The following is a 26,465-nucleotide window of genomic DNA, read 5'->3' on the forward strand; positions in this document are numbered from 1 at the left end:
CATGACCCAATGGGGTCAGCTGCTTTCGTCAGCAGCGCTGATCACACAATACCTTTCAAGCGCCGATACAGCCGCTGCCAGCCGCTGCGAATCGCCTGTACCCAGCGCGGTTCGGCATTGCGTGCGGATTCGTCGGCAGTCGGCGCGATGCCGGCAAGGCGCTGGCGCATTTTGTGAAAGTTGGCCACGTCGCTACGCTGCAGCTGACGTGCCAGCGTGCCGCGCTGCAGCCAGCGCGGGAATCGCCACGCCGAGGTGAAATCGATCAGGACCGGCACGCCCGCACTGACCACCACATTGGTGCCATGCAGATCGTTATGGGTGATGCCGAACGCATGCAACCGGCGCAGCGCCTGCTGCAATTGCTGGAAGACGTCCTGGCCCACGACGGTGCGGGTGCTAAGCGTGTCGCCGGGAATGAATTCCATGCCCAACGCCAGGCCGCCTAGCGTGCCGAGCAAGGCCGGTGCATGCCGCCAGCCGTGCAGCTGCCGCAGCATCCTGGCCTCGTGGCGCACCATCAACCGCGCGATGGGCGCCAACAGCGTGCGGCGATAGCGGCCGTAGTCCTTGACCACCGCCAGCTGCCCATCCATGTGGGTGCGGTAGACGTCGGGCTCGAGCAGCCGGGTGCCTTGCTTGAGCAGAACGGGAGTGACGAGGTGCAGGCTGGACACATCCAGCGGCTGGTAATGCATGGCAGTTCTCCGGACCCTGCCGGCGCGGAGATGTCACGCGTTGCACAGGTTCACGATAATCGAGGGGGTCGGCCCGGATAATTTTAGAATTTGCTAGTACTGAAATTACATTTATTTAATAAATGTAATGTTCTGGAGATGGAACGGCTTTGTTAATCAGGCGCTTGGCGGAATTTTTCCGCTTTATGGCTACGCGCTGGCGACTGATGCGGGCAACGCCAGCGGCAAGTAGCGTTGTCCTATCGCCAGCGCGATGCCTGGCACCTAGTAAGCGCCTAGGCAACTCAGGCCTGTGGCTGCGCGGCAATGGTCACATCGCTTCTTGCAGCTGGTGAGACTCCGGACACTGTGCCGGCTGCGGTCAGGGGGGGCTGCATCACGCGTTAGCACGGGCACGCTCTTTGGCGGCGCCTGGATCGATGTCGCATGACATCCGGTGATGCCGGGAAAGCCTCCGAATTTCGACAGCAACTGCGCCACTTCCAGACGCCGTCAGGTGACCCCTGCGTGCGCAAGGATGGAGTACGACTCATTGGGGGATGCGATGAAAAGGACCGCAACACTGCTGTTGGCTTGCACGGCGTTCGGCGTCACGGCTCAGGCCTCGGCGCAATCGTTGTCGCGCGGCTGGGACAGCTACCATCAACAGCAAAAGCAGCAGATTGGCACGCAGGGCATCACCGCGCCGGCTGCGCAGTCGGCGCGCCCCGCGCAAGCGGGCATCGGCGGAGCACCAGCCGTTGTCGGTGGAAGTGGCACCAGCCAGCTCGGCGAGCCTGGCGGATTCGGCACGGTGACCGAGCAGACGTCGGCGCAGGCAGTCCCTGCCGCACCTGCCTACGTACCGCCGCCGCCGCGCGAAGAAGAGCAACGCCTCAAGAGCGGCATGTTCCTTGGTGTGCAGAGCGGCAAAGCCAAGGTGTTTGAAAACGGCGAGCAGGATATGCAGGGCTTCAACGTCGGCTACCGCTGGCGCGCAGGTCCAGTCACATTGATCGGCATCGAAGCCGCAACCGGGAAAGTGGATGGTTCCAAGGACGCGGACGGCTTCGTTGTCATTCCAAACGTGGACTTCGGCAGCATCGGTGGAACGGCACGCTTCAACTTTGGCGATGTCCCGGTATTTGCGCTTGTGCGGCTGGGCTACTGGGGCGGCACGGCGAAGGGTGAGGACTACAACGAACGCGTTTATGGCGCGTATGTGGGCGCCGGTCTCGGTGTGGACATCGGCAGGCACGTCAGCTTGAGCGCGCTTTACACGAATTACGTCTACGCTGACGCGTATTACGACGACTATGAAGACCTCACGATCAACCGTGCGGAAGTGCTGAGCTTCGGAGCCGAAATCCGCTTCTGATGTGGGTCAACGGCAACGACGGGCGGGCGGCAGCGCTCGCCCTGCTGCGGCATGCCGCATGGCGGCCGCTAGGCAGCAGACAGCAACCCGGTTTGAAGCTGCACCGCAGACAGGTGTCGGCATTGCACAGCCATCCATGCGGGGTGTTGTAGTGTCGCGCTCAACGCAATGATTCAGCCGTGGGCGAGGGCAGATGGACGCATTGGCGCAGTTTTTGACAGACGAGCAGGACCCGGTGGCTGTGGGCAAGATCCTGCCCAAGGTCACCGAGCTGCTGACCCGCGACGAGCAGGTCGAGTACATCGCCGTGCAGAAGAAGATGGTGATGAACCTGTCGCCGGACGCGGTGGTGCTGACCAACCGCAGGTTCATCGTGGTCTACCCGAAACTGTTCGGCATGACGTTCCGCGATTTCCCCTGGCGCGAGGTGCTCGATGTGCACATGAGCGAACAGATGCTCGGGGCTACCATCATGTGCCGCACCACGCAAGGCGCCTACGCATCCATCGACAGCCTCCCCAAGAAACAGGCGCGGCGCGTGTATGCCTATGCGCAGCAGGTGGAAGAATCCGCCTACGAAAAACGCCAGCAGCTGGAGATCGACAAGCTGCGTGCGGCCGCCGGCGGCGTGGTGGTGCATGCACCGGGTGCGCCCGGCACGGCGGTGCCATCTCAGCCCACGCCTGCCCCTGCCACCGACGATCCGATACAGGTGCTGAGCAAGCTCAAGCAATTGCTGGATGCGGGGCTGATCACGCAGGACGAATTCGACGCCAAGAAAACCGAAGTGCTGGGGCGGTTATAGGCCACTTGGCACAGCGCGCGTTGGTCGGCTTTGAACGCGCCGCGCGATAGATCGCCATCGGTGACGCAGCAACGGTCGCGAATCACTGATGCGCCCATCGTACGGCTGCGTTGTCGATTGATTGCCGCTCCAGAGGGCCGCTAGCCGCCCTCTGGCCTCACACTCGACCGCCGTTGCGCGAACCGGCAGGCCGAGACGGTGCGCTAGAGCATCGGCCCGCGCGCTGTAGGCACGCAGGCGGTGTCACGCAAAAAGCAGCTGCCAAACACCTGTTACGCACTGCCAGGCGGGCGCGGCCGGTGCCACGAATCACCCGCGACCATGCCTGCGCTGCGAGTGCGAGCACCGCCCGGTCCGGCCGGCGGCGGTTGGCTTGTCGCGCTTACTCGCCCAGCGCCTTGGCTACGAACGGCGGCGCCACCAGCACGCCGGTGTGCAGGTGGGCGGTGTAGTAGAGCGTCTCAAAGCCCTTGGACTGGGCATCGGCCTGGCGGAAGGCGAAGTCGGCGTTGGCCTGCTTGCTGGCCATGGTCACGCTCCACCAGCCGGTGGGGTAGCACGGCTGCGGGAACGGCAGGGTCTTGAACGACTGGAAGCCGGCCTTGCCCATTTCGGTGCGCATTTCGTTGATCAGCGCCAGCAGCGCCAGCGGCGATTCGGACTGCTGCACCAGGATGCCGTCGTCCTTCAGCGCCTTGAAGCAGCTCTCGTAGAAGGCCTTGTTGAACAGGCCTTCGGCCGGGCCCACCGGGTCGGTGGAATCGACGATCACGATATCCACGCTGCCGGCCGGGCAATTGGCCATGTAGGCCACGCCGTCGTCGAACAGCAGCTCGGCGCGCGCGTCGTGGTTGGAATCGCACAGCTCGGGGAAATACGTCTCCGACATGCGGGTGACCTGCTCGTCGATGTCGCACTGGGTGGCGCTTTCCACGCCCGGGTGCTTGAGCACCTCGCGCAGGGTGCCGCAGTCGCCGCCGCCGATGATCACCACGCGCTTGGGCGCGGCGTGGGTGAACAGCGCCGGGTGGCTGATCATCTCGTGGTAGAAGAAATTGTCGCGGCTGGTCAGCATCACCGCGCCGTCGATCAGCATCAGCTTGCCCCAGTCGGTGGTCTGGTAGATCTCGATCTTCTGGAACGGGGACTGCACCTCGTCCAGCTTGCCGCTGATGCGAAAGCCGATGGCCGAACCGGTCGGCTGGAAGTGTTCGATGTACCAGTTGTCGTTGGTGCTCATGCGGACGTCCTAATCTAGAAGAAGCGGGCTGTTCCTTCTCCCGGCGGGAAAAGGTGGCGCGTGGCGCCGGATGAGGGTCGGGCGTCGCCTCGTGCAGCGCAGACTGCGCAGCGGCTGACCCTTGCTCGACCCCGATCCGGTCAGGAGCAGGGTGTGAAGTCGGCGCGGATTGTAACGGACCCTGCGCGTGCCAGGCGTTACACTTCACGCCCTTTTTTGCCCCAGCCGAGACAACGAAATGAGCGATTGGTCCCTCGACCAAGCCCGCAAGACCTACTCGATCCCGCATTGGGCCGATGGGTATTTCGATGTGAACGCTGCCGGACACGTGGTGGTCACCCCGACTGCCGATGGCCCGGCGGTGTCGCTGCCCGAGGTGGTGGATGCCGCGCGCGCGGCCGGCGCCAAGCTGCCGCTACTGGTGCGCTTTCCGGACATCCTGGGCCAGCGCCTGGGCAAGCTGCAGGCGGCGTTCGCGCAGGCGCAATCGGAGTGGGACTACGCCGGCGGCTACACTGCGGTGTACCCGATCAAGGTGAACCAGCACCGCGGCGTGGCCGGCACCCTGGCCAGCCATCATGGCGACGGTTTCGGCCTGGAAGCGGGCAGCAAGCCGGAGCTGATGGCGGTGCTGGCGCTGTCGCGTCCGGGCGGGCTGATCGTCTGCAACGGCTACAAGGACCGCGAATACATCCGCCTGGCACTGATCGGCCGCAAGTTGGGCCTGCAGACCTTCATCGTCATCGAAAAGCCTTCCGAGCTGACCTTGGTGTTGGACGAGGCGCGCGCGCTGGACGTCAAGCCCGGCCTGGGCGTGCGCATGCGCCTGGCCTCGCTCGGCGCGGGCAAGTGGCAGAACAGCGGCGGCGACAAGGCCAAGTTCGGTCTCTCGCCGCGCCAGGTGCTGGACCTGTGGAAGACGCTGCGTGACACCGAGTACGCCGACAGCCTGAATCTGCTGCATTTCCATATGGGCTCGCAGATCTCCAACGTGCGCGACATCGCCAACGGCATGCGCGAGGCCACGCGCTATTTCGTTGAGCTCTCGCGCCTGGGCGCGAAGATCAGCCACGTGGATGTCGGTGGCGGCCTGGGCATCGATTACGAAGGCACGCGCTCACGCAGCTATTGTTCGATCAACTACGGCCTGCATTCGTACGCCAGCAACATCGTGCAGCCGCTGGCCAGCGCCTGCGAAGAACACGGCCTGCCGCCGCCGCGCATCGTCACCGAATGCGGGCGCGCGATGACCGCGCACCACGCGGTGCTGATCGCCAACGTCTCGGAAGTGGAGCAGGCGCCCGAAGGCCGCGTGCCGGACGCGCACGCCGACGAACCGGCAGCGATCCGCCACCTGCGCGAGATCCACGACGAGCTCGACATGCGCCCGGCAGTGGAACTGTTCCAGGAAGCGCAGCACTTCCATGCCGAAGGCTTGAGCGCCTATGCACTGGGCCAGATCGACCTGACCCACCGTGCACGCATCGACGATTTGTTCTATGCCATCGCCCACGGCGTGCGTGCGCGCCTGAGCTTCGACGAGAAGAGCCATCGCCCGGTGCTGGATGAGCTCAACGAGCGGCTGGTGGACAAGTACTTCGTCAACTTCAGCGTGTTCGAGTCGATCCCGGACGTATGGGCGATCGATCAGGTGTTCCCGATCGTGCCGATCGAACGCTTGAACGAAGCGCCGCAGCGGCGCGGCATCATCGCCGACATGACCTGCGATTCCGACGGCATGGTCAAGACCTATGTCGAGAACGAAAGCCTGGACAGCTCGTTGCCGCTGCACAGCTTGAACGCCGGTGAGAGCTATCGCATCGGCTTCTTCCTGGTGGGTGCCTACCAGGAAATCCTCGGTGATATCCATAACCTGTTCGGTGATACCGATGCGGTGGAAGTGGCGGTGGATGGCGATGGCTATCGCATCGTGCAGCAGCGTCGCGGCGATACCACCGACGTGATGCTGGATTACGTGGGCTACCAACTGGCCACGCTGCGTGCCACCTATGCCGAGCGCATCGCCGCCGCACAGCTATCGCCGGAGCGCGCGCAGGAATTGCACGACGCACTGGAAGCCGGCCTGACCGGTTACACCTATCTGTCCGACGAACCGTTGGGCTGAGGCAGGACGCGCGCTGCGGCCGATGCCGTGGCGCGCCTGCAGCGCTGATGCAAGATCAGCGCTGTTTCCGCGGCACTGGAGCTTTGCAGGACCACTAAGCAGTCGCCAAGCGGACGCGGCTATTACTTGATCTGGCATACACCTGTCAGACACTGCACCGTCGGGCTTTGAAGGCCTGGCCGCTTGCAGCCGCTCAGCCACGTACGCATGGCGTTAGAGAGGTGCGCAACAGCGCAGCCCCACAGCACTGCGAACCACGATCAGCGCGACTGCGCGCCGTTGATCGGCAGAGTGCCGCGCCGTATGCCATTCAAACGACCGGCGCACGATCGAACCAACGCAAGCGATGTGTTTCGCAAGCGGTGCCGTGTGACGTGCAGTGGTTTGTTTGATAACGCAGGTGCGCCAATGGTTTCTTTCGCAGTGGTCTTATTCATTGCGCTCTTCTATGTCATGCGAAGAACGCAAATTCGCCTGCAATCAGGCGCTCACTGCACTGACGCGACACGCATCGCGTTTTGTGTGTGGCCCTGCATGCAGCGCCGAATCTGCAACCAGACGTATGCTTCCAGAACACTAGTTGCAATCACACTTCAGCAAAAATTATTTGCAGGAAACGCGAAATTCGTGATTTTTGCACGGTTCATTGTGTTGCCCAATTGTTAGTGTTTATTAACTTGCCGGGAAGCAAGTGCTTCAAGAAAAAGCAGCTGCACGTCTTGGTGGGAACTTGCGTGCCACTTCGTTGTACGTCTCATTGTGCGTCTTTATCGAGTGTTCCAACTGCGTATCGCCGGCATCTGCTGGTGGTCGATGGCGTTTTCTACCTCACGTTTTCAGGCCAAGTGCTGATCCGGCGTCTCGTTGACCGCATTGCGGGCAAGACGCGTTGGGCGACTGCGCGCCACACAAGAAGGATGCACGCAATGCACGCTGACGCCTCTCCCGTGATTCCCCTGACCAAAGCGCAACGCGGCCTATGGGTCGCCAGCAAGTTGCATACCGACAACACCTTGATGTTGTCCGAAGCGTTGGAGATGTTCGGTCCACTCGACCCGGACTTGTTGCTGCGCGCAAGCATGCAGCTCACGCGCGAGTTCGACACGCTGCGGCTGTGCATCGTCGAACACGATGGTGTGCCCGGCCAGGTGATCCGGCCCGAATACACGGCCGCCATTCCGTACTTCAATCTCAGCGAAGATCCCTCGCCGCGCAACGCGGCCGAGCATTGGGTGGACGAACAAATCCGCAAGCCGGAAAACCTGCAGGACGGACCGTTGTGGCATTGCGCGGTGTTCCGTCTTGGCGAAGATCACCACATGTGGGTGCAGTGCGTGAGCCATCTGGTGATGGATGGCTATTGCGCATCGATCATGATGCAGCGCATGGCGGTGCTCTATAACGCCTACGCCGCCAATAGCGAGCCGGAACCTGCACAGTACGGCAGCGCGCTGTCGTTGAACGAACTGGAGCAGCACTACCGCGAGTCCGATCGCTTTCAGCGCGATCGTACCTACTGGATGCAACAGCTGGCCGACCTGCCGCCGCCGGCCACCCTGGCGCGGCCGGGCAATCAGTTGTCCACCGGCTTGCTGCGCGGCACCGGGCAGTTTTCGCCGCAGCAAGTGGTGCGTTTGCGTGCGTTGGGCAAGGAGTATGGCGCCAGCCTGCCGCAGATGTTGATCTCGCTGATTGCCGCGTATTACTACCGCTGCACCGGTGCCGAGGATCTGGTGATTGCAATGCCGGTGACCGGCCGCATCAATGCGCGCTATCGGCAAACCGCCGGCCTGGTGGCCAACGTGATTTCGCTGCGTTTGAAGATGGATCCGCAGCAGCCGATCCATAGCCTGTTCGCGCAGGTGTCTTCGGTGGTCAAGCATGCTTTGCGGCATCAGCAATACCGCTTCGAGGATGTGCGTCGCGACCTGGGCGTGTTCGGGATCGAACAGAAGTTCGCGCGGTTGGCAGTGAATATCGAAGCCTTCGATTACGCGCTGCGCTTCGGCGAGGCCTATGCAGTGCCGCACAACCTCTGCAACGGTCCGGCCGACGATCTGACCATCTTCTGTTACGAGCGTGGCGATGGCGCCGCGTTGCGCTTCGATCTGGATGCCAACCCGGCGTTGTACGACAGCGACGAGCTGGCAGAACATTGCCGCCGCCTGACCCACCTGGCCGATGCGGTACTGGCAAATCCGGAATGCGCACTCGGCCTGATCGATGTGCTGGGTCACGATGAGCGTCAGCAGCTGCTGCACACCTGGAACGACACCGCAGCGCCGCTGCCGGAGCCGAGCACGCTGTTGCACGGCATGTTGCAGCGTGCCGAGCTGATGCCGGCGGCGGCGGTGGTGCAATACGACAACCGCACGCTGGATTACGCCACGCTGTGCGAGCTCGCCTCGCGCGTCGCGGCGCAGTGGGTGGCCGACGGTGTGGGCCCCGGCGATGTGGTCGCCATCGCGTTGCCGCGCAGCGAACAATTGCTGGTGGCGTTGCTGGCGGTGATGTGGAGCGGGGCGGCGTATCTGCCGCTGGACCCGGAAAGCCCGGCCGCACGCAATCGGCAGATGCTCAACGACTCCGGCGCCATCGCGCTGGTCTGCGAGCCGGCATTGTGCGAGCGCTATCTGCTCGGTGGCATGGTCTGGCTGGATCCGCGCCCTGCGGTGTTGCCGGCGGCGATCGCACCCCAGGCCACGCCGGATGGCACCGCCTACGTGCTGTACACCTCCGGCTCGACCGGCGCGCCCAAGGGCGTGGAAATCAGCCATCGCAATCTGTTCAACTTTTTGCATGCGATGGAGCACGAACTGGCATTGCGCCCGCGCGACCGCGTGCTGGCAGTCACCACCATCACCTTCGATATCGCCGGGCTGGAGTTGTATCTGCCGTTGCTGGTGGGTGCACGCGTGGTTATCGCACCGGCCGGTATCACCCACGATCCGCGCAGCCTGTCGCGCCTGATCGCACACGAACAGATCAGCGTGGTGCAGGCCACGCCGTCGTTGTGGCGCATCCTGTTGGCCAATGAGGATCTGGCGCTGGACCGGATCCACGCGTTGGTCGGCGGTGAAGCTCTGGTGCCGGAGTTGGCGACGCAGTTGCTGAGCCGGGTGGGGCGCCTGACCCAGTTGTACGGGCCGACCGAAACCACCATCTGGTCGACCATCATGCCGTTGCAGCTGACCGATGCCGCAGCCCCGCCGATCGGCAGGCCGCTGCTCAATACGCGGGTCTATGTGCTGGATGCGCAACGGCAACCGCTGCCCACCGGCGCGATCGGCGAGCTGTATATCGGCGGCGCAGGCGTGGCCAAGGGCTATCGCGGCAAGCGCCAGCTGACCAGCGAGCGCTTCGTACGCGACCCGTTTGCCGATGACGGCAGCAGCATGTACCGCACCGGCGACCGCGTGCGTCAGCGCCGCGACGGCATGCTGGAATTCATCGGGCGCGCCGATGCGCAACTGAAGATCCGCGGCCATCGCGTGGAGCCGGCCGAAATCGAAAACGCCTTGCTGCTGCACTCGCAGGTGGCGCAGGCGGTGGTGGTGGGCCATCGCGATGGCGACAACAACGCGTTGCAGTTGCTGGCCTACGTGGTGGGCAAGCACGGTAACGTGCCGGCGACCGAGCTGCTGCGCGCGCATCTGCAGCAGCGCTTGCCGGCCTCGATGATTCCCACGCTATGGATCCCGCTGGAGTCACTGCCGTTGACGCCCAACGGCAAGCTGGATCGCCGCGCATTGCCGTCGCCGGGCGCATTGCCGCAGCGCGCGCATGTGGCGCCGCGCGATGCGCTTGAACGGCAACTGGCGACGATGTTGCAGGACGTGCTGGGTATCGAAGTGGTGGGTGTGGAAGACAATTTCTTCGAACTCGGCGGCGACTCGCTGCGCGCGGCGGAAATGGCCGCGCGTTTCCCGCAGATGTTCGGCGTCGAACTGCCGCTGGGCATGCTGTTCCATGCGCCGACGATCGCCGGCCTGGCCGAGGTGATCAAGCGCAGCGCGCAGACCCCGAACGATCCGCTTGGCGTGCTGTTGCCGTTGCGTACGGGTACGCCGGGCACCACGCCGCTGTTCTGCATCCATCCGGTGGTCGGCCTGGGCTGGTCGTATCTCACCTTGCTCGGTCAGCTCGATCCGCAATGGCCGGTGTATGCATTGCAGTCGCCGGCACTGAGCGACCCGCAGCATCGCCCGGAAAGCATCGAGGCGATCGCGCGTGATTACCTGACGCGTCTGCGCACCGTGCAACCGCACGGCCCGTATCGGTTGATTGGCTGGTCGCTGGGCGGCTTGATCGCCCATGCCATCACCGCCGAGCTGCATGCGTTGGGCGAAGAAGTGGAGCTGCTCGCAATGCTCGACAGCTACCCGCATCTGGAGCAGGCCGCGTCGCTGCCGGAATCGGAAAACGTGCGTGCATCGGTGCATGCGCTGGGCCTGACGTTGGCGCACGGCCAGCCGATGCCGACCACGGTGGCCGAACTGGCCAGCCTGCTGTGCGATCACTACGGGTTGAACGACTTGCCCGCGGTGCGCCAGCTGCTCGAACAACGCCCCACGCTGCTGGACGACATGGGCGGCATGACCCAGCACCACCTGCAACTGGCGCGGCGCCATCGCCCCAAGCCGCTGGAGCAGGATGTGTTGTTCGTGGAGGCGAGCGTGCGCATGACCTCCAGCGGCGACGATGCGGTATGGGTGGATTACCGGCCGCAGGCCTGGCGCCCGTACGTGCGCAATCTGCACCTGCATGCCCTGGACAGCGACCACCACTCGATGCTGTCGTCCACGCATTCGGCCACGCTCAGCGCATTGCTGCATGCGGCCACTGCGAAAGCCACACAACGCGATGGCAGTATCGCCACCGCCAGCGACGGGGTGGCCGAATATGCCTGAGTCACTGCAGACGCCGGCACGCCAGCGCCCGGTACTGATCGCCACCCTGGGCACGCATGGCGATGTGCGCCCGATCATCGCGCTGGGCCGTGGCCTGCAGGAGCGCGGTTACCCGGTACGGGTGCTGACCAGCGCCAACTTCGAATCGCTGATCCGCGCCAACGGGCTGGAGTTCTTCCCACTCAGCGGCGACCACCAGAAGTTGTTGCAGGGCCATCCAAATGTTGCCGAGATGCGCGGTGGCTGGCGCGGCATCTGGGGCACCTTGCGCGCACAATTGATGGACTGGGCGCGCGACTGGGCCGAGCAGGGCCGCGCGGCCTGCGCCGATGCCGGTTTGATTCTCGGCGTCGGTAGCGCGAGCTTGCTGGCGCATAGCCTGGGCCAGGCCTACGGCGTGCCGGTGGTGTTCACGCAATTGCAGCCGCTGACCGCCTCGCGGCACGTGCCGTTGATGGTGATGCCCACCGTGCGCCTGCCCGGGCTGGTGAGCGTGGCGCTGCATCACGCGGTGCGCTTTGCCGGCTGGCAGCTGATGCGCCCGGCGCTCAACGGCGTCGTGCGCCCGGCCTTGGGGTTGCCGGCGTATCCGTGGAGTGGTCCCGACCGCAGCGGGCTGCGCGTGCTGTACGGCTACAGCGCGCACCTGTGCCCACGCCCGCCGGATTGGCCCGACAGCGCACAGATCTGCGGTTTCTGGCAGTTGCCGCAGCCGCAGTGGCAACCGCCGGCCGCGTTGCAGGCCTTTCTGCAAGCCGGCCCGCCGCCGCTATATATCGGCTTCGGCAGCATGACCAGCAGCGATGCGGCGCAGCTCACCGCCACCGTCAAGGCAGCAGTGCGACTGACCGGGCAGCGCGCGTTGCTGGCCAGCGGCTGGGGCGGTCTGGGGGCCGGCGCCGCCGCTGCCGCTGATGACGCCGAGCGCTTCTTCCATCTGGAACAGGCACCGCACGATTGGTTGTTCCCGCGCGTGTCGGTGGCAGTGCATCACGGCGGCGCCGGCACCAGCGGTGCCGCGTTGGCGGCGGGGATTCCCTCGGTGGTGCTGCCCTTTGGTTACGACCAGCCGTTCTGGGCGTATTGCCTGGCCCAGCGCGGCGTTGCGCCGCCAGCGCTTGCGCGTGCCGGATTGCAGCCGCAAACCCTGGCCGCTGCGATCCAGCAGGCGAGTACGCCGGCCATGCGTGCTGCCGCGCACGCACTCGGTCAACGGATTCGTGAGGAAGACGGCGTGCGCAATGCGGTCGATCAGCTGGAAGCCTGGCAACTGCTTCGACCGACGGCAGTGACGCCCGCAGCGGCGGCACGGACCGAGCAGCACGCCATCGCATAAGCGTGGCGACGCTGCGTATCCAACCCAGCGTTTGATACGCGCACCGCAGCGTGGTGCGGCAGTGCGTCGTTGGCAGCGACGCACTGCGCGCTGCCGGCATGCGGCACAATCGGGCTCCCTCGGTTGATCTCGCCCGTATGCGCTATCCCGCTCTGGACTTGTTGCGTGGTATCGCCATCGTCTGGGTGATGCTGTTCCATTCGTTTGTCGTCGGCGGGCTGGGGCCGGACTGGGAGTGGCTGTCGCGCTACGGCTGGATGGGGGTGGACCTGTTCTTCGTGCTGAGCGGCTTCCTGATCGGCACCCAAGTGCTGACCCCGCTGTCGCGCGGCAAGCCGCTGGACTTCACCGATTTCTACCTGCGCCGCGCGTTCCGCATCCTGCCGGCGTTTTTGGTGGTGTTGGCGATCTACATGGTGTGGCCCGGTTTTCGCGAGTCGCCCGGGCTGGCGCCATGGTGGATGTTCGTCACCTTCACCCTGAATCTGTTCGTCGATTACGGCCAGCAGGCCGCGTTCTCGCACGCGTGGTCGCTATGTGTGGAAGAGCATTTTTATCTGGTGTTTCCGTTGCTGGCGACGTTGTTGTTGCGGCGTCCATCGGCCGGGCGCGTGGTCGCGGTGTGCGTGGCGGTGGTGCTCGCCGGTATCGCATTGCGCACGAGCGTGTGGCTGCACAACACGGCGCTGGATCAGATCGTCGGCGGCCAGCAGCGCAACTGGTTTGTCGAAGATATCTATTACCCCACCTGGAACCGACTGGACGGCTTGCTGGCCGGAGTCGTCCTGGCAATGTTGAACGTCTTTCGCCCGCAGGCATGGCAGCGGTTGCAGCAGCGCGGCAACACGTGGGCGCTGGCCGGCGTGGCCGTACTGGTGCTGGCCATGTGGTTGTTTCGCGAACGCACCGGTCTGCTCGGCAACGCAGTGGGCTGGCCGGTCCTTTCGCTGGGGCTGGCGTTGCTGGTCGTGGCAGGCACCGCGACCGACAGCGCACTTGGCCGTCTACGCGTGCCGGGCGCCGCCTGGTTGGCCGCTGTTTCCTATAGCGTGTATCTGACGCACAAGGCGATGTTCCATGTGACCCAGGGCTGGTTTGGCGCCTCGCTGGATGGCAAAGGCGTGCTGGCATTTGCGGTGTATGGCGCGGTGGCGCTGGTGGCAGGCGCGTTGCTGCATTACGCGGTGGAACGCCCGTTCCTGCAGTTGCGTGGCGTTCTGCTACGGCGACGTGCCGCTGTGCGCAGCGATGCCGAGCTGGCGTGAGGCGATCTGCAGTTCATCCAACGCACGGACGGGAGTTGAAAAGAAAAGCCGCGCAATGCGCGGCTTTTCGATGCTCGGTTGGATGCAATGGAAGGCTTACGCAGCGCAGTGCACCACGTCTCTAGCACGCTGCGCGCTTACAACTTCCAGCTGCTTCTCAGGCGCGATGTTTCACTGCGCGTCGCGTGCCACCTGAAACCCGGCGAACGACTGCGTTACCGGCATGATTTCCAAACGGTTGATGTTCAAGTGCGCCGGTAGGCTGGCGACGTAGAAGATCTGTTCGGCGATATCGTCTGCCGTCATCGGGGTGGCGCCGCGGTACAGCGTGTCCGAGGCGGCCTGGTTGCCGCCGGTGCGCACCAACGTAAATTCGGTCTCGGCCATGCCGGGTTCGATCGAAGTCACGCGCACGCCGGTGCCATGCAGGTCCGCGCGCAGGCCCAGCGAAAACTGTTGCACGAAGGCCTTGGTGCCGCCGTAGACGTTGCCGCCGGTGTACGGGTAGGTCGCCGCGACCGAAGCAATGTTGATGATGGCACCGCGGCGCGCGATCAATGCCGGCAGCAGGCGATGGGTGAGCGTGACCAGCGCGGTGACATTGGTGTCGATCATCTGCTGCCACTGCGCCAGGTCCGCCTGCTGCGCGGGCGCGGTGCCCAGCGCCAGGCCGGCGTTGTTGACCAGTACGTCGGTGTCGGCGAATGCGACCGGCAGTGCGTCGATCGCGGCCGACAAGGCGTGCGCATCGCGCATGTCGAACGCGGCGGTATGCACCTGCCCGGCCGGCAGTTCAGCGGCCAGCGCCTGCAGGCGCTCGGCGCGCCGACCGGTGGCGATGACCTTCCAGCCAGCTGCGGCGAAGCGGCGCACGGCGGCGCTGCCGAAACCGGAGGTGGCACCAGTGATCAGGACGGTCTTGGACATGGGGGACTCCAGGGGACAGGGGATTCGTAGAACCAGATTCAGGGAACAGGTCGCGGGCTGACCGTTGCGTTACGCCGCGCACGCAGTTTCTCTTCGGTCAAGGTCTCGCGCGAGACGACTTGGCCACGGCGCAGCCGCAGCAACACGTATGTGACCGATGCGTGCGCCGCAGTCGTCGCCGTGGCGGGCAGCTCGACGACCAATTCGCCATCCACCCAGACAGCGGGCACTGGCGATGGTTGGCCGGGGAACAGCACATCCAGGGGCAGGGTGGGCGGCGCATCGTCGCAGGCACCCAGGACCACGCGATCGAGCAACAACTGTTGCCCGTCCAGCCGCCAGTCGGCGCGATAACCGCGCCAGTTGGCGCTGCAGCTGCCCAGCGCGCTGCCGGCGTGCGCCACGAAGCGCTTCCAGGTGGCTGGTTCGTCCAGTGGCCCCGACAACGGCTCGACCAGCAGCGTCGCCTGCTGGTCGTCGATCTGGATAAGGTCGGTAAGCTGATCGGTGGCATGCGCCGGGCCGGCCCACGCCAGCACACTCAGCAACACACCAGCGATGCGCCGTATCACGCGCGGTTACTGCGCCTTGATCGCGATGGCGGACAGGCCACTGCCGGTGAGCTTTTGCTTGGCTTCAGCCAGTTCGCTGGCGCTGCCGTAGGGGCCCATGCGCACGCGGTAGACCGTCTTGCCGCTGATGTCGGCCGATTCCACGCGTGCGGCCAACCCCATCATCGCCAGCTTGGCCTTGGTCGATTCGGCATCGCCCGAGGCGCCGAACGAGCCAGCCTGAAGGATGTAGCGGGTGTTGTCGGCAACCGCCGGGGCAGCCGTCGTCGCTGTCGCAGCGGCGGCGGTTGCGGTGGGCTTGGGTGCAGCGGCGGCCGGCGCTGTGAGCGCGGCGGTACTGGCCGGGGCCGGGGTGGCGGCCGGACGTGCAGGCGCGGTTTCCGGCAGCGGCTTGGGTGCGCTGGCGATGGTTTCCTTCAACGGCATCGGTACGCTGGCGGCTGGTGTAGCGGCCGCAACGCTGGCGCCGGGTGCAGGCGCAACCGGCTTGCCTTCCAGCGCCGCACGCGCCCGCGCGGCTTCTTCGGCGCGCGCGCTGGCAGCCAGTTCGGCATCGGACATCTGTACTTCCTTGCCGGGCAGCAAGGTGTAGAAGTCGTACTGGGTCTGCGCATCGCCGGGCTTGGCCTGCGGCTTGGGCGGCTGCACGCTGGGCTTGGGCAATTCGGCTGGTGTGTCCACGTCGGCATCGGCCACCGGCTCGGGTTGCGCATCCGGGTTGGCACGCGGGCCCACGCGCAGGAAACCGTCGCCGTCCTTTTTGAACAGGTTGGGTGCGGCCAGGAAGATCACTGCCGCAATCGCGGCGCCAGCCACCAGCCACACCCAACCGGGGGTGCCATTGCTGGTGTTGCGTCGGGCCTGACTCTTACCGCGTCGTGCTGCCATCTACCACTTCTCCGAATCATGTCGTTGCGGGCCAGCTGGCCCGACTTGCTGAGGCAATGAACGCTGCTGCGCTCATTGCCCGGTGAGCGCCATCAGCGCCCGAGGTTGCAGGCCGGCGTTGACCGCGGTGCCATGCGCCGCGCCAGCTGCCTGCGATGGCGTCCGACAGCTACCGCCCGATTACATCTTTTCCGGAGCGCTGACGCCGAGCAGTTCCAGGCCATTGGCCAGCACCTGTTGGGTGGCGACCGCCAGCGTGAGCTTGGCATCGCGCTCGGCGGCATCGTCCACCAGGACTTTGCTGTTGTGATACCACGTGTGGAAGGCGTGCGCCAATTCACGCAGGTATTGGGCGATCTGGTACGGCTCCAGCGCCTGGCCGGCGATTTCCACCACTTCCGTATAGCGCGACAGCTCCAGCATCACGTTGAGCGAGTGCTCGTCGTCCAGCCGAGCGAGCTGGGCAAGGCCGTTGGCCTGCTCGTACTTGAAGCCTTTTTCCTGCGCCTGGCGCAGCACGCTGCACACCCGTGCATGCGCGTACTGCACGTAGAACACCGGGTTGTCGTTGCTCTGCGCGCGCGCCAGGTCGATATCGAAAGTGAGCTGCGAATCGGGCTTGCGCGCGATCAGGAACCAGCGCACCGCATCGGCGCTGGTTTCTTCGATGAGGTCGCGCAGGGTGAGATAGCTGCCGGCACGCTTGGACAGTTTCACTTCCTCGCCGCCGCGCATCACCGTGACCATCTGGTGCAGCACGTATTCCGGCCAGCCCTGCGGAATGCCCAGCTCCATCGCCTGCAGGCCGGCACGCACGCGCGTCAGCGAGCCGTGGTGGTCGGCGCCCAGTTCGGTGATGGCGCGCTCGTAGCCGCGCTGCCACTTGGTCAGGTGATAGGCCACGTCCGGCACGAAGTAGGTGTAGGTGCCGTCGGACTTGCGCATGACACGGTCCTTGTCGTCGCCGAAGTCGGTGGACTTCAACCACAACGCACCACCTTCCTCGTAGGTGTGGCCGGACGCGATCAGCTTCTGCACCGCTTCTTCGACCTTGCCGTCCTTGTACAGCGAGCTTTCCAGGAAATAGATATCGAAATCGACCCGGAATGCAGCCAGGTCGTGGTTCTGCTCGTTGCGCAGATACGCCACCGCAAAGCGGCGGATCGATTCGAGATCGGCCGGGTCCTTGGTGCCGGAGACCAGGTGGCCTTCCAGGTCGACGGTATCGCCGGCCAGATAGGCCGCGGCCACATCGGCGATGTAGTCGCCGCGGTAGCCGTTTTCCGGCCAGCCCTCGCTGTCGGGGGTGAGCCCCTGCGCGCGTGCCTGCACCGACAGCGCCAGGTTCTCGATCTGCACGCCGGCATCGTTGTAATAGAACTCGCGCTTGACGTTCCAGCCGTTGGCATCGAGCACGCGCGCCAGGCTGTCGCCGATCGCCGCAGCGCGGCCGTGGCCGACATGCAGCGGGCCGGTGGGATTGGCCGAGACGTATTCCACGCCGACCGAGCGGCCGTTGCCGGCCAGACTGCGACCGTAGTCGTTGCCCTGCTTGATCACATGGGCCACTTCGCGCTGATACGCGGTGGGCGCCAGATGGAAATTGATGAAGCCGGGCCCGGCGATCTCCACCTTGGCCACGTCCTCACTGGCCGGCAATGCGGCCACCAGCGCCTGCGCCAGGGCGCGCGGATTGCTGCGCGCGGGTTTGGCCAGCAGCATTGCGGCGTTGGTGGCGAAGTCGCCGTGCTCGCGTGTCTTGGGTCGCTCGACCACAAAATCCGGCGGCAGGGTGTCGGCGGGCAGGGTGCCGTTGGCGCGCAAGGCTTCGATGCCTTGGCCGATCAGTGCGCGGAGTAGGGCTTTCACGTGGGATCTGCTTGGAACCAAACCAGCGATTTTACCCGACCGCGCGGCACACGGTCCGGCAGATGGTTCAGGTCGGCGCACCACTGCTCATTCCAGCCAGCCGCGCTCGGCTAACGACACCGGCCGGCCATCGCCGATGACGAAATGGTCCAGCAGACGGATGTCGACCAGCTCCAGGCTCTCCAGCAGCCGTTTGGTGACGGCGCGGTCGGCCTCGGACGGCTCCGGATTGCCGGACGGATGGTTGTGCCCGACGATCACCGCCGCTGCGTTGTGCAGTAGCGCCCGTCGCACCACTTCGCGCGGGTGGATGTCGGCGCCGTCGATGGTGCCGGTGAACAGTTCCTCGAACGCGATGGCGCGGTGGCGGTTGTCCAGGAACAGCGCCGCGAACACTTCGTAGGCCCGCGCGCGCAGCCGCTGCGAGAAGTAGCGGCCTACGCTGGGCGGGTCGCTGAGCGCCTCGCCGCGCTCCAGCGCGCTCATCAGGTGGCGGTGGGCCAATTCCAGCGCCGCGGCGAGCTTGCAAGCCGAGGCCGGGCCCAGCCCCGGCAGGCGGGCCAGCGTCTTGGCCGGGCGGTCCAGCAGCAGGCGCAGTGGGCCGTGCTGGTGCAACAGATCGCGCGCGGTTTGTACTGCGTCTTGGCCGCGCAGGCCGGAGCCGACGAAGATCGCCAGCAGCTCGGCATCGGACAAGGCAGTGGCCCCACGCGCCAGAAGTTTCTCGCGCGGGCGTTCATTCGTGGGCCAGTCGTGTATGTGCATATGGCGAGATTGCCGGTGCTCATCGCCGACGCCCATCAGGGCAAGCGAGGGCATCGGCTAATCTAGTTGTCCTTGTAACCGTAGGACGACTCCGACGTGATCGGCTCCACTCAGGCCCGCCCCCTGGACGGACAGCGTTTGCTGCTGTGCGTTGGCGGAGGCATTGCCGCTTACAAATCGCTCGAACTGGTCCGTCGCCTGCGCGACGCCGGTGCGCAGGTGCAGGTCGCCATGACCAGCGGCGCGCAGCAATTCGTCACCCCGCTCAGCTTCCAGGCACTGTCCGGGCAACCCACCCGTACCACGCTGTGGGACAGCGCCGCCGAGCAGGCGATGGGCCATATCGAACTGGCCCGCTGGGCCGATCGGGTGATCGTCGCCCCGGCCACCGCCGATCTGCTCGCGCGTCTGGCGCACGGGCTGGCCGACGATCTGGTCACCACGCTGTGCCTGGCCACGACCGCGCCGCTGACCGTGGCCCCGGCCATGAACCACCGCATGTGGCTGCACCCGGCCACCCAGGCCAACATGACGACCCTGCGCGCGCGCGGAGTGGCGGTGGTCGGCCCCGACGACGGCCCGCTTGCCGAAGGCGAATCCGGCCCCGGGCGGCTGGCCGAGCCGGCGGCGATCATTGCCGCGCTGGTTGGCGGCGGTGCTGTCGCAAGCGCTGCACCGGCCGGTGCCAAAAGCACCGCTGCGCCGGTGTTCGTGCCCAGCAGCGCGCAGCTGGAGGGCCTGCGCATCGTGATCAGCGCCGGCCCCACCTTCGAAGACCTGGACCCGGTGCGCTACGTCGGCAACCGCAGCAGCGGCAAGATGGGCTACGCCCTGGCCGCCGCAGCTGCCAGGCAGGGCGCCGATGTGGCGCTGATCAGCGGGCCGGTACACCAGACCACGCCACCCGGCGTGCAGCGCATTGATGTGCGCTCGGCCGCGCAGATGCGTGAGGCGGTGCTGGGTGCATTCCCGGCCGACATCTACATCGGCGCCGCTGCCGTGGCCGACTACACCCCCAAGCGGGTGGTGTCGCAGAAGATCAAAAAGACAGGCGAAACGCTGACGTTGGAACTGGTGCGCACCCCGGACATTCTGTCCGAGGTTGCCACGCAGACCGGCGCATTGAAACTGGTGGTCGGTTTTGCTGCCGAAACGCACGACGTGGAGCATTACGCGCGTGGCAAGCTGGCGGCCAAGCGGCTGGATCTGATCATCGCCAACCAGGTGGGGATCGAAGGCGGCGGCTTCGAAAGCGACAACAACGCGGCCACTGCCTATTGGCAGGGCGGCGAACGCGCGTTTCCCAGTAGCAGCAAGACCGAATTGGCCGACCAACTGCTGGCCCTGATTGCGGAGAGATTGCAGGCATGAGCGCCCCGACCCAGTCCTTGCAGGTGAAGTTGCTCGACCCGCGCTTCGGCGATCTGTGGCCGCTACCGGCCTATGCCACCGAATCCAGCGCAGGCATGGATCTGCGTGCCGCGCTGGAAGCGCCGATGACGCTGCAGCCGGGCGATGCGGCCCTGATCCCCAGCGGTATCGCGATCCATCTATCCGACCCGCAGCTGTGCGCGGTGATCCTGCCGCGCTCGGGGCTGGGCCATCGCCATGGCATCGTGCTCGGCAACGGCACCGGGCTCATCGATGCCGATTACCAGGGGCCGCTGCTGATCAGCACCTGGAATCGCGGCCGTGAGGCCTTCACCATCGAGCCGGGCGACCGCATCGCACAGCTGGTGATCCTGCCGATCGTGCGCGTGGGCTTGCAAGTGGTGGATACTTTCGTGGACAGCGCGCGGGGAGCGGGTGGATTCGGCCACACCGGCGTGCGCTGACGGGGGAAATCACATGAGCAAGGCGAACGAGCGCAGGCAGTCGATGTCGAGCGTGCGTACGAGTGGTCCGGTGTTGGGGGGCATATTGCTGCTGCTGGCCGCTTGGTTCGGCTGGAACAGTTATGCGCAGTGGCGCCAAGACGCGGTGGCGCAGGACCTGGAGCAGGCGCGCGACCGCGCAGTGCAGGACGTCGGCCAGGCGATGGCCACGCAGGCCAGTCAGCTCGACGCCGTGCTCAAGCAGCCGCCGGTCGTCGCTGCGTTGGCCGGCGGCGACGCGCTGGCGGCCGCCTCAGCGATCCGCGAGCGTTTCAAGGGCACCGAGGATGTGCAGGTGTTGCCTGGAGACCTTGCCGCGGCCTACGCCAACCCGAAGGATTTCGGTTATGCGCGTCTGAGCCTGCTCGAATCGGCGCAGGTGGCCGACCATGCACAGGTCCGCGTGGTGCGCGACGCCAAACAGGTTCGTTTGGGCGTGGCTGCTGCGGTGCGCCTGGGCGGGCAGCCGGCGGTGGCGTATGCACGCTTGCCGCTATTGCGCCTGACCGGCCCGATGGACGCGATTGCGGTGCCCGGCAGCGCCTATCTGGCGCTGCGTCAGGGCAGTTACAACGTGGCCCAGCAGGGGGATGCCGGTTTGTCCGATGCAGCCGAAACGCTGGCCAAACCGCTCGGTACCAGCGGCCTGCGCGTGGCCGCAGCGGTGCCGCAAGGCGGTAGCGGCCCGTTGGGCCTGGGTGCCGTCGGTTGCGCCATTGTGGCGGCGTTGCTGCTACTCATTGCGGTGCTGCTGGTGCTGGCCAGCCGGGGGCAGGTGGCCTTGCCACGACGCCGGGTTGCCAGCCTATCCAGCGCCGACGAACCCACCCTCAGTCAGAGCCTGCAGCACGACGCCAGTATTGCCAGTGAAGCGCGCGCGCTGGACGCCGACACCTCGCCCGCAGCGCCGCCGGTGTTGGTGCCGGCGGTGCAGATCGCCACCGAGATGTTCCGCGCCTACGATATCCGCGGCGTGGTCGGCAAAGACCTCAACCCCGGCGTTGCCGCCTTGATCGGCCAGGCCATCGGCAGTGTGATGCAGGCGCAGGGCCTGCGCGATGTGGTGGTCGGCCGCGACGGCCGGCTGTCCGGGCCGGAGTTGACTAATGGCCTGATTGAAGGCCTTCGCCGCGCTGGCTGCAATGTCACCGACATCGGCTTGGCGCCGACACCGGTGGTGTACTTCGGCGCCTACGAGCTGCGCGCCGGCAGCTGCGTGGCGGTGACTGGCAGCCACAATCCGCCGGACTACAACGGCTTCAAGATCGTGGTTGGTGGCGAGACGTTGTCCGGCGACGCCATCGCCGAATTGCACCAGCGCATCAACGAAGGCCGCCTGCATACCGCCGGCACGCCCGGCGAGCTGGAGCAGCGCGACCTCAGCGATGCCTACATCCAGCGCATTGCCGACGACGTGCAGCTCGATCGACCGATCAAGGTGGTGGTGGACGCCGGCAACGGCGTGGCCGGCGAGATCGCGCCGCGCCTGCTGGAAGCGATCGGCGCCGAAGTGGTTCCGTTGTATTGCGATATCGACGGCACTTTTCCCAATCATCATCCCGACCCGAGCGAACCGCACAACCTCGACGATCTGGTGAGGATGGTGCAACGCTTCGATGCAGATATCGGCCTGGCGTTCGATGGCGATGCCGATCGCCTGGGCGTGGTGACCAAGGAAGGCACGGTGGTGTTCCCCGACCGCCTGCTGATGCTGTTTGCCGCCGATGTGCTGCAGCGCAATCCCGGCGCGTTGGTCATCTATGACGTGAAGTGCACTGGCAAGCTGTCCGACTACGTGTTGCGCAATGGCGGCAGCCCGTTGATGTGGAAGACCGGACATTCGCTGATCAAGTCCAAAATGCGCGAGACCGACGCTGAACTGGCCGGCGAGATGAGCGGGCACTTCTTCTTCAAGGAACGCTGGTACGGCTTCGATGACGGTATCTACGCGGCCGCACGCTTGCTGGAAATTCTCGCCCAGCGCGAGGAGACTCCGTCCGAGGTGTTGGACGCCTTGCCCGAAAGTGTCTCCACGCCGGAGATCAAGGTGCCGGTGGAGGGCGATGCGCATGCGCTGGTTGCGCGTTTTGTCGAGCGTACGCAGACCGGCGAAGAATCGCCGTTCGAATCGGCACGGCTGTCGACCATTGATGGCCTGAGGGCGGATTTCATCGACGGCTGGGGCTTGGTACGCGCGTCCAACACCACGCCGATCCTGGTGCTTCGTTTCGAAGCCGATAGCGAGGCCGCATTGCAGCGGATTCGCACGCTGTTCCGCGAAGAACTGCAGGCGTTGTTGCCTGCGCACCCCTTGGCGTTCTGATTGCCAGATGAGGGGCCCGCCAGCTGCGCTGCCTGGTGAGAGGCAGCGCAGCTGGACCGGCGCGGGGCGCACTTGCCTGTCAACCGATACCGACCCGGCATAACGTGTCCTCACCGTGTTCCATCGATGCCGGTGAGCTCTGCAGGGGCGTGTGGCGCGTGGATTGGTGCGGCAGTGTGATCTTCAGGCAACAACCACACTGCGTCCCAGTACGGATACCCGCCGATCTGCTCGGCTAGCCCCGCACGCAGCGGGAGTGCGACCAATGTGCGGGCGAATTGTCGATGATCGCCCTGCAGCGGCAGCGCCGAAATCTGCATCTGCGGCTGCCAGACTGTTCCGCCACGTCCGCGTGCGCGATTGACTGCATCGGCCGCCATCAGCCGCGCGGTCGCGGCCAATTGCAGCAACACCGCCTTGCTCGGTGCCTGCAGCAACCCACACCACGCGTCCGGCAGCAGGACCCAGCAGAGCAATTGCGCACTTGGCCACTGCCGTGGCAGCGCCAAGCTGGCAGCTGCTGCGCGGGCGCAGCGCCAGTCCGCGAACAAAGGCACGTTCTGATGCGTGGGCAGCCGCAGATGCCAATACGCTGTCTCACGCGTTGGCATCGACATCGGGCGATGAAAGGATGCGCTGGACATGACCACAGCCTGGCCGCAACACGACAGGGCCAACATCGGCGGGTACCCCATCATCGCGTCGGCCAGGCGCGCAGCGGCGTGTCCGAAAACAGGCATGAATCCTCAGCGCTATCGTCACGCATCTGGGTGCTACGTAGCGCATCTGCCGACGCCTGCGGATCACGTCAACGTGCGCAGGCGCTCGTCAACCACGATTGATCACAACGCAAAAAACCCGAGTCGCGGAGATGCGATGCATGGCATATGCACCCGGATCGCATTAATGCGCCAAGGCACCCATCAACACCGATCGATCACCAAACAAACATCCTAACCAGACGCTACGGATCAAAGATTGAAGTCCCCAATCCCCAATCCCGGCCTCAGTGGCCCGCCCGGTCCCGCTTCCATCCGCGATGCTTCACATCCAGATACAGGCTGTAAAACGCGGTAAACGCCGGGAACAGGTTCTGCAGCACACCGACCGAATCCTGCTTGGCCGAAAACACGAAATAGCTCAGCGTCATCAGGCTGCCGACCACGCTCATGTACCAAAACAGGCGTGGAATCACCGGTTTGCCGGCGCGTTTGGAAGCGACGAACTGCACCAGCCAGCGGCCGCCGAACATCAGCGCGCCGACATAGCCAATCAGCTTCCAACCGGTGACATGGATGCCGGTCCAGTACAGCCACGCCAGTTGTTGATCGAGAAAGGACGGGTCCATCAGCGTTCCTGCACCACGGTGCGCTTGCTGCGGGTGATCAGCCACGCCACACCGCGCAGGTCGCGGATGCCCACCAACGCGCGATTGAGATTGTTGTACTTGGAGACGCCAGCGGTGCGATGGCGGTGATTGACCGGCACGCTTACCGTGCGCCAGCCGGCGCGCTGCATCAGCGCCGGCAGGTAGCGGTGCATGTGGTCGAAATAGGGCAGGTCCAAAAACGCCTCGCGCTCGAACAGTTTGATGCCGCAGCCGGTATCGGGCGTGTTGTCGCGCAGCATGCGCGAGCGGATCGCGTTGGCCCACTTGCTGGCCCAGCGCTTGGAGCCGGAATCCTGGCGATTGACCCGCCAGCCGGCGAACAGCTTCACCTGCCCCTCGGCCTGGCTGCGTGCGATCAGCAGCTTGGGGATATCGGCCGGGTCGTTCTGGCCGTCGCCATCGAGCGTGGCGATCCAGCTGGCGCGTGCGGCCTTCACTCCGCTGCGCACCGCCGTGCTCTGGCCGCTCTGGGTCATGTGATGCAGCACGCGCAGTTCCGGCGTGGTGCTCTTCAGACCCTGCAGCACTGCGAGCGTGTCGTCGCGCGAATGGTCGTCGACATAGACGATTTCGAAGGCCACCACGCCGCGCAAGGCGCTGACGATTTCGCCCACCAGCGTGGCGACGTTATCGCGCTCGTTGAACACCGGGACGACGACGGACAGCTGAGGTTGGCTCATAGATGCGGGGTGGCCGGATGAAGGCTGAACGAAAAAGATCGCGCATTGTGCCCTGACTCTCTGAGTCAGGCATGAAGCATGCGCGCGTTATGCGCACTGCAGGAGCGGGAAAGCGGTCCGTAGCACGCAGGCTGGTCGCAGGAAGGCTGCAAACGGCATGCGGACTAGGAGGCACACCGGATCTCTTCAGCGCAGTAGCGCAGGAACCTTGCACCGCACGCTGCGTTGTTGCCTCGCGCACAGGGGCTCTCAGGGCGGCAATGGCCGTGAGGTCCATGCGACGCCACGCCTTGAGCCGACAGCGCACGGCAGCCGCCAAACTCCCGCTGCGCGCCCTCAATCGCAGACCTGCCTGTCCCAGCAACCCCCAACGAGCGCTAGGCGCGCTCGCCGAAATACTGCCGGCACCAGGCCACTACCTGCGGTAATCCACGCTCGACCGGGGTAGCCGGATCGAACCCGAACGCCGCCTGCGCGCGCTGCGTATCGGCCATGGTGCGGATCATGTCGCCTGGCTGCATCGGCCGGTAGACCTTCTCGGCTGGGCGGTCGGCGGCCTGCGCGATCACGTCGATGAAATATTCCAGCTCCACCGGCGTGTGGTTGCCCAGGTTGAACACCCGGTGCGGCACCGGCTCGCTGCTGGGCGTGTCCAGCGCGCCCAGCACGCCGGACACGATGTCGTCGACGAAGGTGAAATCGCGCTGCATCTTGCCGTGGTTGAACACCTCGATCGGCCGCCCCGCCAGCACCGCGCGGCTGAAGATCAACGGTGCCATGTCCGGGCGGCCCCACGGCCCGTACACGGTGAAGAAGCGCAGCCCGGTCGCGCGCAGCCCGTACAGCTGCGCGTAGGTGTACCCCATCAGCTCATTGGCCGCCTTGGTCGCCGCGTACAACGAGCGCGGCTGATCCACACGCTGGTCTTCGGAAAACGGCGGCGTGGCCGAATCGCCGTACACCGAGCTGCTGGACGCATATACCAGGTGCTGCACGCCCCGGTGCCGGCACAGTTCGAGCATGTTGACGAAGCCAACCAGGTTGCTGTCGACGTAGGCAGACGGGTTTTCCAGCGAATACCGCACCCCTGCCTGCGCAGCCAGATGCACCACGCGGGTTGGCTGGATCTCATCGAACAATGCGGCCAGGCCGTCGCGATCGGTGAGGTCCAGCGTGCGGATATCGATGCCGGCGCACAGCGCCGCCACGCGGTCGTGCTTGAGCTGCGGATCGTAGTAGCTGTTGTAGTTGTCCAACCCAACCACCGCCTCGCCGCGTGCCGCCAGCGCGCGGCACGTGTAAGCACCGATGAAACCGGCAGCGCCGGTGACGAGAATGGTCATGGCTGTGATCCTGGGAAATACGTAAACAAAAGGCCGGCGCAACGGATCTGCAGGTGCGGCGCGCCGCAGACAGGGCCGCGTGCGGTGTCGGCGTTTTG

General features: G+C 65.3%; 20 protein-coding genes. 9 read left to right on the forward strand and 11 right to left on the reverse strand.

Going from position 1 to position 26,465, the window contains the following annotated elements; all coding sequences use genetic code 11:
- Window positions 1-41: 41 nt before the first annotated feature.
- On the reverse strand, window positions 42-698 hold the full coding sequence (locus tag M0D43_RS13330; protein WP_252161777.1) for an RIO1 family regulatory kinase/ATPase domain-containing protein: 657 nt from the start codon (window positions 696-698) through the stop codon (window positions 42-44).
- Between the two features lie 544 nt (window positions 699-1,242).
- On the opposite strand from M0D43_RS13330, the gene M0D43_RS13335 reads away from it, so the two are divergent.
- A complete protein-coding gene (locus M0D43_RS13335) occupies window positions 1,243-2,055 on the forward strand; it encodes an outer membrane beta-barrel protein (RefSeq protein WP_252165062.1) in 813 nt (270 codons plus the stop codon).
- A gap of 193 nt (window positions 2,056-2,248) precedes the next feature.
- Entirely contained in the window at window positions 2,249-2,860 is a 612-nt protein-coding gene (locus M0D43_RS13340; protein WP_252161778.1) for a PH domain-containing protein, read from the forward strand.
- A gap of 382 nt (window positions 2,861-3,242) precedes the next feature.
- On the opposite strand, the gene speE is transcribed toward M0D43_RS13340, so the two are convergent.
- Window positions 3,243-4,100 (reverse strand): polyamine aminopropyltransferase, encoded by an 858-nt coding sequence (gene speE / locus M0D43_RS13345; RefSeq protein ID WP_101364395.1) that lies wholly within the window; start codon window positions 4,098-4,100, stop codon window positions 3,243-3,245.
- A gap of 238 nt (window positions 4,101-4,338) precedes the next feature.
- Here speE and speA point away from each other — a divergent pair, with 238 nt between their 5' ends.
- From speA to M0D43_RS13365, 4 genes are all read left to right on the forward strand, one after another.
- Entirely contained in the window at window positions 4,339-6,225 is a 1,887-nt protein-coding gene (gene speA / locus M0D43_RS13350; RefSeq protein WP_252161779.1) for an arginine decarboxylase, read from the forward strand.
- A gap of 926 nt (window positions 6,226-7,151) precedes the next feature.
- Window positions 7,152-11,135 carry a non-ribosomal peptide synthetase gene (locus tag M0D43_RS13355; RefSeq protein ID WP_252161780.1) on the forward strand — a complete coding sequence of 1,328 codons (3,984 nt, stop codon included), beginning with the start codon at window positions 7,152-7,154 and terminating at the stop codon, window positions 11,133-11,135.
- Window positions 11,128-12,471 (forward strand): glycosyltransferase, encoded by a 1,344-nt coding sequence (locus M0D43_RS13360; protein ID WP_252161781.1) that lies wholly within the window; start codon window positions 11,128-11,130, stop codon window positions 12,469-12,471. The genes M0D43_RS13355 and M0D43_RS13360 overlap by 8 nt, the downstream gene beginning before the upstream one ends.
- A 137-nt stretch (window positions 12,472-12,608) precedes the next feature.
- The gene (locus tag M0D43_RS13365) at window positions 12,609-13,736 is read left to right on the forward strand and encodes an acyltransferase family protein (protein WP_252161782.1); all 1,128 of its coding nucleotides are present in this window, start codon (window positions 12,609-12,611) and stop codon (window positions 13,734-13,736) included.
- A 171-nt stretch (window positions 13,737-13,907) separates the two neighbouring features.
- Here M0D43_RS13365 and M0D43_RS13370 read toward each other — a convergent pair whose 3' ends face one another.
- The 5 genes from M0D43_RS13370 to radC form a co-directional block, all read right to left on the reverse strand.
- On the reverse strand, window positions 13,908-14,663 hold the full coding sequence (locus tag M0D43_RS13370) for an SDR family NAD(P)-dependent oxidoreductase (protein ID WP_252161783.1): 756 nt from the start codon (window positions 14,661-14,663) through the stop codon (window positions 13,908-13,910).
- 38 nt (window positions 14,664-14,701) lie between these two features.
- Entirely contained in the window at window positions 14,702-15,235 is a 534-nt protein-coding gene (locus M0D43_RS13375; RefSeq protein ID WP_252161784.1) for a hypothetical protein, read from the reverse strand.
- Window positions 15,236-15,241: 6 nt separating this feature from the next.
- Window positions 15,242-16,123, reverse strand: coding sequence for an SPOR domain-containing protein (locus tag M0D43_RS13380; RefSeq protein WP_252161785.1), 882 nt, complete (start codon window positions 16,121-16,123; stop codon window positions 15,242-15,244).
- 180 nt (window positions 16,124-16,303) lie between these two features.
- Window positions 16,304-17,992: an arginine--tRNA ligase gene (gene argS, locus M0D43_RS13385; RefSeq protein ID WP_252161786.1), complete on the reverse strand. Its 1,689-nt coding sequence runs from the start codon at window positions 17,990-17,992 to the stop codon at window positions 16,304-16,306.
- Between the two features lie 87 nt (window positions 17,993-18,079).
- A complete protein-coding gene (radC, locus tag M0D43_RS13390) occupies window positions 18,080-18,757 on the reverse strand; it encodes a RadC family protein (RefSeq protein ID WP_101364387.1) in 678 nt (225 codons plus the stop codon).
- Between the two features lie 96 nt (window positions 18,758-18,853).
- Between radC and coaBC the strand changes: the two genes are divergently transcribed.
- Genes coaBC through M0D43_RS13405 form a run of 3 tightly spaced genes read left to right on the forward strand, consistent with a single transcriptional unit; the run spans window position 18,854 to window position 22,954 of the window.
- Window positions 18,854-20,128 carry a bifunctional phosphopantothenoylcysteine decarboxylase/phosphopantothenate--cysteine ligase CoaBC gene (coaBC, locus tag M0D43_RS13395; protein ID WP_252161787.1) on the forward strand — a complete coding sequence of 425 codons (1,275 nt, stop codon included), beginning with the start codon at window positions 18,854-18,856 and terminating at the stop codon, window positions 20,126-20,128.
- Window positions 20,125-20,592, forward strand: coding sequence for a dUTP diphosphatase (gene dut, locus M0D43_RS13400; RefSeq protein ID WP_252161788.1), 468 nt, complete (start codon window positions 20,125-20,127; stop codon window positions 20,590-20,592). Before coaBC ends, dut begins: the two co-directional genes overlap by 4 nt.
- 13 nt (window positions 20,593-20,605) lie before the next feature.
- Entirely contained in the window at window positions 20,606-22,954 is a 2,349-nt protein-coding gene (locus M0D43_RS13405; RefSeq protein ID WP_252161789.1) for a phosphomannomutase/phosphoglucomutase, read from the forward strand.
- 110 nt (window positions 22,955-23,064) lie between these two features.
- Here the strand turns inward: M0D43_RS13405 and M0D43_RS13410 are convergent, their stop codons facing one another.
- The 4 genes from M0D43_RS13410 to M0D43_RS13425 all read right to left on the reverse strand — a co-directional run bounded on the left by M0D43_RS13410 (window position 23,065) and on the right by M0D43_RS13425 (window position 26,367).
- Complete coding sequence (locus M0D43_RS13410) at window positions 23,065-23,598, reverse strand: hypothetical protein (RefSeq protein ID WP_252161790.1); 534 nt, start codon at window positions 23,596-23,598, stop codon at window positions 23,065-23,067.
- Window positions 23,599-23,960: 362 nt separating this feature from the next.
- Entirely contained in the window at window positions 23,961-24,302 is a 342-nt protein-coding gene (locus M0D43_RS13415; RefSeq protein WP_252161791.1) for a lipid-A-disaccharide synthase N-terminal domain-containing protein, read from the reverse strand.
- On the reverse strand, window positions 24,302-25,024 hold the full coding sequence (locus M0D43_RS13420; protein WP_252161792.1) for a glycosyltransferase family 2 protein: 723 nt from the start codon (window positions 25,022-25,024) through the stop codon (window positions 24,302-24,304). Before M0D43_RS13420 ends, M0D43_RS13415 begins: the two co-directional genes overlap by 1 nt.
- Before the next feature lie 377 nt (window positions 25,025-25,401).
- On the reverse strand, window positions 25,402-26,367 hold the full coding sequence (locus tag M0D43_RS13425) for an SDR family NAD(P)-dependent oxidoreductase (RefSeq protein WP_252161793.1): 966 nt from the start codon (window positions 26,365-26,367) through the stop codon (window positions 25,402-25,404).
- Window positions 26,368-26,465 lie beyond the last annotated feature (98 nt).

The organism is Xanthomonas prunicola (assembly GCF_025266575.1).
GTDB lineage: Bacteria > Pseudomonadota > Gammaproteobacteria > Xanthomonadales > Xanthomonadaceae > Xanthomonas > Xanthomonas prunicola.